Annotated in this window: 5 protein-coding genes; all 5 read right to left on the bottom strand. The window is 48.5% G+C overall.

The features are described from left to right. Positions 1 to 697: translation initiation factor IF-2 N-terminal domain-containing protein (locus tag CLOSYM_RS02680; protein WP_021640849.1), on the bottom strand; the 697-nt coding region annotated here is incomplete at its 3' end. Beyond that, a complete protein-coding gene (locus CLOSYM_RS02675) occupies positions 687 to 1,049 on the bottom strand; it encodes a L7Ae/L30e/S12e/Gadd45 family ribosomal protein (RefSeq protein ID WP_416906657.1) in 363 nt (120 codons plus the stop codon). The genes CLOSYM_RS02680 and CLOSYM_RS02675, both read right to left, overlap by 11 nt. Next, positions 1,006 to 1,281, bottom strand: coding sequence for an RNase P modulator RnpM (gene rnpM, locus CLOSYM_RS02670; RefSeq protein ID WP_003508382.1), 276 nt, complete (start codon positions 1,279 to 1,281; stop codon positions 1,006 to 1,008). Before rnpM ends, CLOSYM_RS02675 begins: the two co-directional genes overlap by 44 nt. 49 nt (positions 1,282 to 1,330) lie before the next feature. Beyond that, positions 1,331 to 2,569, bottom strand: coding sequence for a transcription termination factor NusA (nusA, locus tag CLOSYM_RS02665; protein WP_003501332.1), 1,239 nt, complete (start codon positions 2,567 to 2,569; stop codon positions 1,331 to 1,333). Positions 2,570 to 2,590: 21 nt separating this feature from the next. Further along, on the bottom strand, positions 2,591 to 3,058 hold the full coding sequence (gene rimP / locus CLOSYM_RS02660) for a ribosome maturation factor RimP (RefSeq protein WP_003501330.1): 468 nt from the start codon (positions 3,056 to 3,058) through the stop codon (positions 2,591 to 2,593). Between the last annotated feature and the right edge of the window lie 587 nt (positions 3,059 to 3,645).

Genomic DNA, 3,645 nt, shown 5'->3' with positions numbered 1-3,645 from the left:
AGCCTCCGGTCCTCTGACCGTCACGGTTTCCCTGGTAACCGCCGCTCTGGCCGTCACGGTTTCCCTGATAGCCGCTGCTCTGACCGTCACGGTTTCCCTGGTAGCCGCTGCTCTGCGCTGCCGGAGCCGCTGCCGGTGACTGCGGAGCTGCTGCCTGTGAAGCTGCCGGAGCCGTTGTCTGGGGCTGCGCGGCTGCCGGCTTCGGTGTACCCGGCACGCTCTGAGCCTGAACCGGTCTTTCCTGAGCCTGGTTTCCGGCTCCCTGTACACGGCCCGGCTGCTGAGGACGGCTGCCGCCGTAACTCTGGCCTGCCGGACGGTTATTTCTCATCTGAGTACTGTTCTGTGGGCGGTATACTGCCGCAATTCTTTTCTTCGGCGGTTCAGCCGGTCCTTCTGTCCTGTCAGATGCTGCTTTTGTTTCTGCTTCTTTTATTTCTGCCTTTACTGGCTCTTTCCTGATTTCTTCCACTCGCTTAGTTTCCGCCTTTCCTGTACCTGGTTTTGAAGTCTCCGTCACCGGCGTCACCGCCCTTTGTGATGCATGCCCTGCGCCCAATGTTCTTCTGACAATAGCTGCCTGGTCATCTGAAATGCTGGATGCATGGCTTTTGACATCAAACTGATTCTTCTGTAATATTTCTAGAACTTCTTTATTGGTTTTACCCAGTTCTTTTGATAATTCGTTAACTCTCATACTCACTACCTCCGTTCAGCTCCATCTGTTTCACGAGTGCCTTGGAAAAACCTGCATCCAGTAAGGCCAGAGATGCCCGCATCTCTTTTCCCATTGCGTGCCCCAGTTCTTCTTTCTTTCCGAAAAAGTAAATCGGGACCTTGTAGTAAGTACACATATTCTGGAACATCTTTCTGGTATTGTCCGATGCTTCTTCCGATACAATCACCAAATGAGCCTTTCCGCTTTTCACCGCTTTCTCAGCAGCAAACTCACCGCTTGCGATTTTGCCCGCCTTTGTTGCCAGGCCCAAAAGGTTCAATATTTTTTCACTGTTCTCCAATATTGTCCATCTCCTTTTCAAGTGCTTCATATACTTCCTTTGGAATGGCCATTTTCAGAGAACGCTCCAGTCCTTTATTCTTCACCGCTTTTTTATAGCAGTCCTTAGATGGACAGATATAGGCGCCGCGGCCGTTTTTCCTGCCTGTGGCATCAATTATAATCTGATCATCGGTTGTTTTCAGTACCCGGAGCATTTCTTTCTTATTCTTCATCTCTCCGCACCCGATGCACTGTCTCTGCGGTATTTTTTTTGTACTCAACGTTTCTCACTTCCCAATCTTCTTTTTCTTTAATGACGCCCGTCAAATCTTACTGCTCCTGGTAGTTTTCCTCCCCGAGGCCTTCCTCTGCCTCATTGCCTGCAAAATCCACATCCCCGAAAGCTGCCGTGCCGTCTTCCTCTGCGTGATTCTCATCCGCACCGGCTTCTTCGCTGAAACTGTCAAAGGGTTCCTCGGCATATCCCTCAAAGCCCTGCTCATATCCCAGCTCCAAGTCATCCAGAAGTCCGGATTCTCTTGCCTGTGTCTCACTCTTAATATCAATCTTGTACCCGGTCAGCCTGGCTGCCAGTCTCGCATTCTGTCCTTCTTTACCAATCGCCAGTGAAAGCTGGTAGTCAGGTACAATTACCTGTGCTTCCCTCGCGTCCTCATCGGCCGCGACAAAGATAACCTTTGCCGGACTCAGGGCATTCTCAATCAGGTAAGCCGGATTCTCATCCCAGTTGATGATATCAATCTTCTCACCGCGAAGCTCACTGACGATTGCATTCACCCTGGCTCCGTTCAGTCCTACACAGGCTCCTACCGGATCCACATCCGGGTTGTTGGAATACACTGCAATCTTAGTTCTGGAACCTGCCTCCCGGGCAATCGCTTTGATCTCGACAGTTCCGTCCTTGACCTCAGCCACTTCCGATTCAAAAAGTCGTTTTACCAAATCAGGATGCGTTCTCGAAACGGTGATCCTCGGTCCTTTATTGGTATCCTTTACTTCCAGAACATACAGTTTGATACGCTCTGTCGGTTTGAATACCTCACCTTTTACCTGCTCGCTTTCATTTAAAATCGCATCTATCTTTCCGAGGTCGATACAGATATTACGGTTTACATAGCGCTGTACAATTCCTGTGACAACATCCTTTTCTTTGCAGTACCAGTCATTGAACAGGGCCTTTCTTTCTTCTTCACGGATTTTCTGGAGAATCACGTTCTTGGCATTCTGTGTAGCAATTCGTCCGAACTCTTTGGAGTTAATCTGTACATGGACGATGTCGCCCAGATCGTATCTGCCGTTCATCATCTTTGCTTCAGCAAGACTGATTTGCAGCATCGGATCTTCCACGCTCTCAACGACTTCTTTCTCGGCATAAACGGAAAAATCACCGGTTTCCCTGTTGATCGTAACCTTTACATTATCTGCCTTTCCAAAGTGGTTTTTGCAGGCTGTCAGTAAAGAATTTTCAATTGCCTCCAGAAGAATATCTTTGCTGATATTATTTTCCTTCTCCAGCACGTTTAACGCTTCAATCAACTCTTTATTCATTTTCTTTTATCCTCCTACCGTCTAAAAATCAAAGGCCAGACGTATTAAAGCAATATCTGCTTTTGCAAATATCAGATCATTGCCGTCTTCTAATGTAATTGTAACCGTATCTGCATCATAGGACTTCAGCGCCCCCGTATATTCCTTCTGCTTGTTAAGAGGCTTGTAAAGCCTTACCTCCACATCCTTGCCCATGCTCCTGACGAAGTCTTTTTCCTTCTTAAGCGGCCTGCCAAGTCCGGGGGAGCTAACCTCCAGAATATAGCTGTCATCTATAAAGTCTTCCTTATCAAGCCATTCACCGAGTTTTCTGCTGATAATCTCACAGTCGTCAACGGCGATACCGCCCTCTTTGTCAATATAAGCACGCAGATACCATACTCCGACCTCCCTGACATATTCCACGTCCACCAGTTCAAAATGGTGTTCCTCTAAAACCGGAAGGAGCCATGCCTCTACTTTTGCTTCGTACTGTTCTCTTTTTGTCATATCTACACCACCTTTTTAAGCAGGTAACTGACTTTTTATCTCCACACATATCTTTTCCCTCAGCATTGAAAACCGGGCTTTGCACAAAGTGAAAGAGTGGACATCCGTCCACTCTCTCTAGTCAGTCTATTATGTTATCTTGTTTAGTATAACACCTTTTTCAATAAAGTGCAAGGTTTTCTTTTTTAATAGGAAGAAATCGCTCATCTGCCGTAACAGTTCAGACAGGTCGCTGTTACTAAAATATATGGAGATTTAACTGAGTGTGGAGGACGCGTCCGGAACGGACCATGTCCGGGGTGGTGAAGGGGTGACTGAGACTTCCGTCCCCGTGGGAAGTTTGGTTGTGAGGGGGGAATTCGGCCGGAATGAATTGCTGCGGGGACCGTTTGCACTCTTTGGAGTGCGCATCGGAGTGCTAAGCTCGTGAAGGACCTCGCTAAGCACCGGCGGACTCCCAGGTCCCCTCCGCAATTGATTCCGCCTACTTCCCCGGGTCAGTTTTTCGCCGGGGACGGAACACTCAGGCAGAGGTTTTCGACACCGGACATGCTCCGTTCCGGGCGCTGATTGTCTCCAACCTTAAA

The sequence above is a fragment of the [Clostridium] symbiosum ATCC 14940 genome (assembly GCF_000466485.1).
Lineage (GTDB): Bacteria > Bacillota > Clostridia > Lachnospirales > Lachnospiraceae > Otoolea > Otoolea symbiosa.
This window is presented reverse-complemented; position numbering and strand designations above follow the sequence as displayed.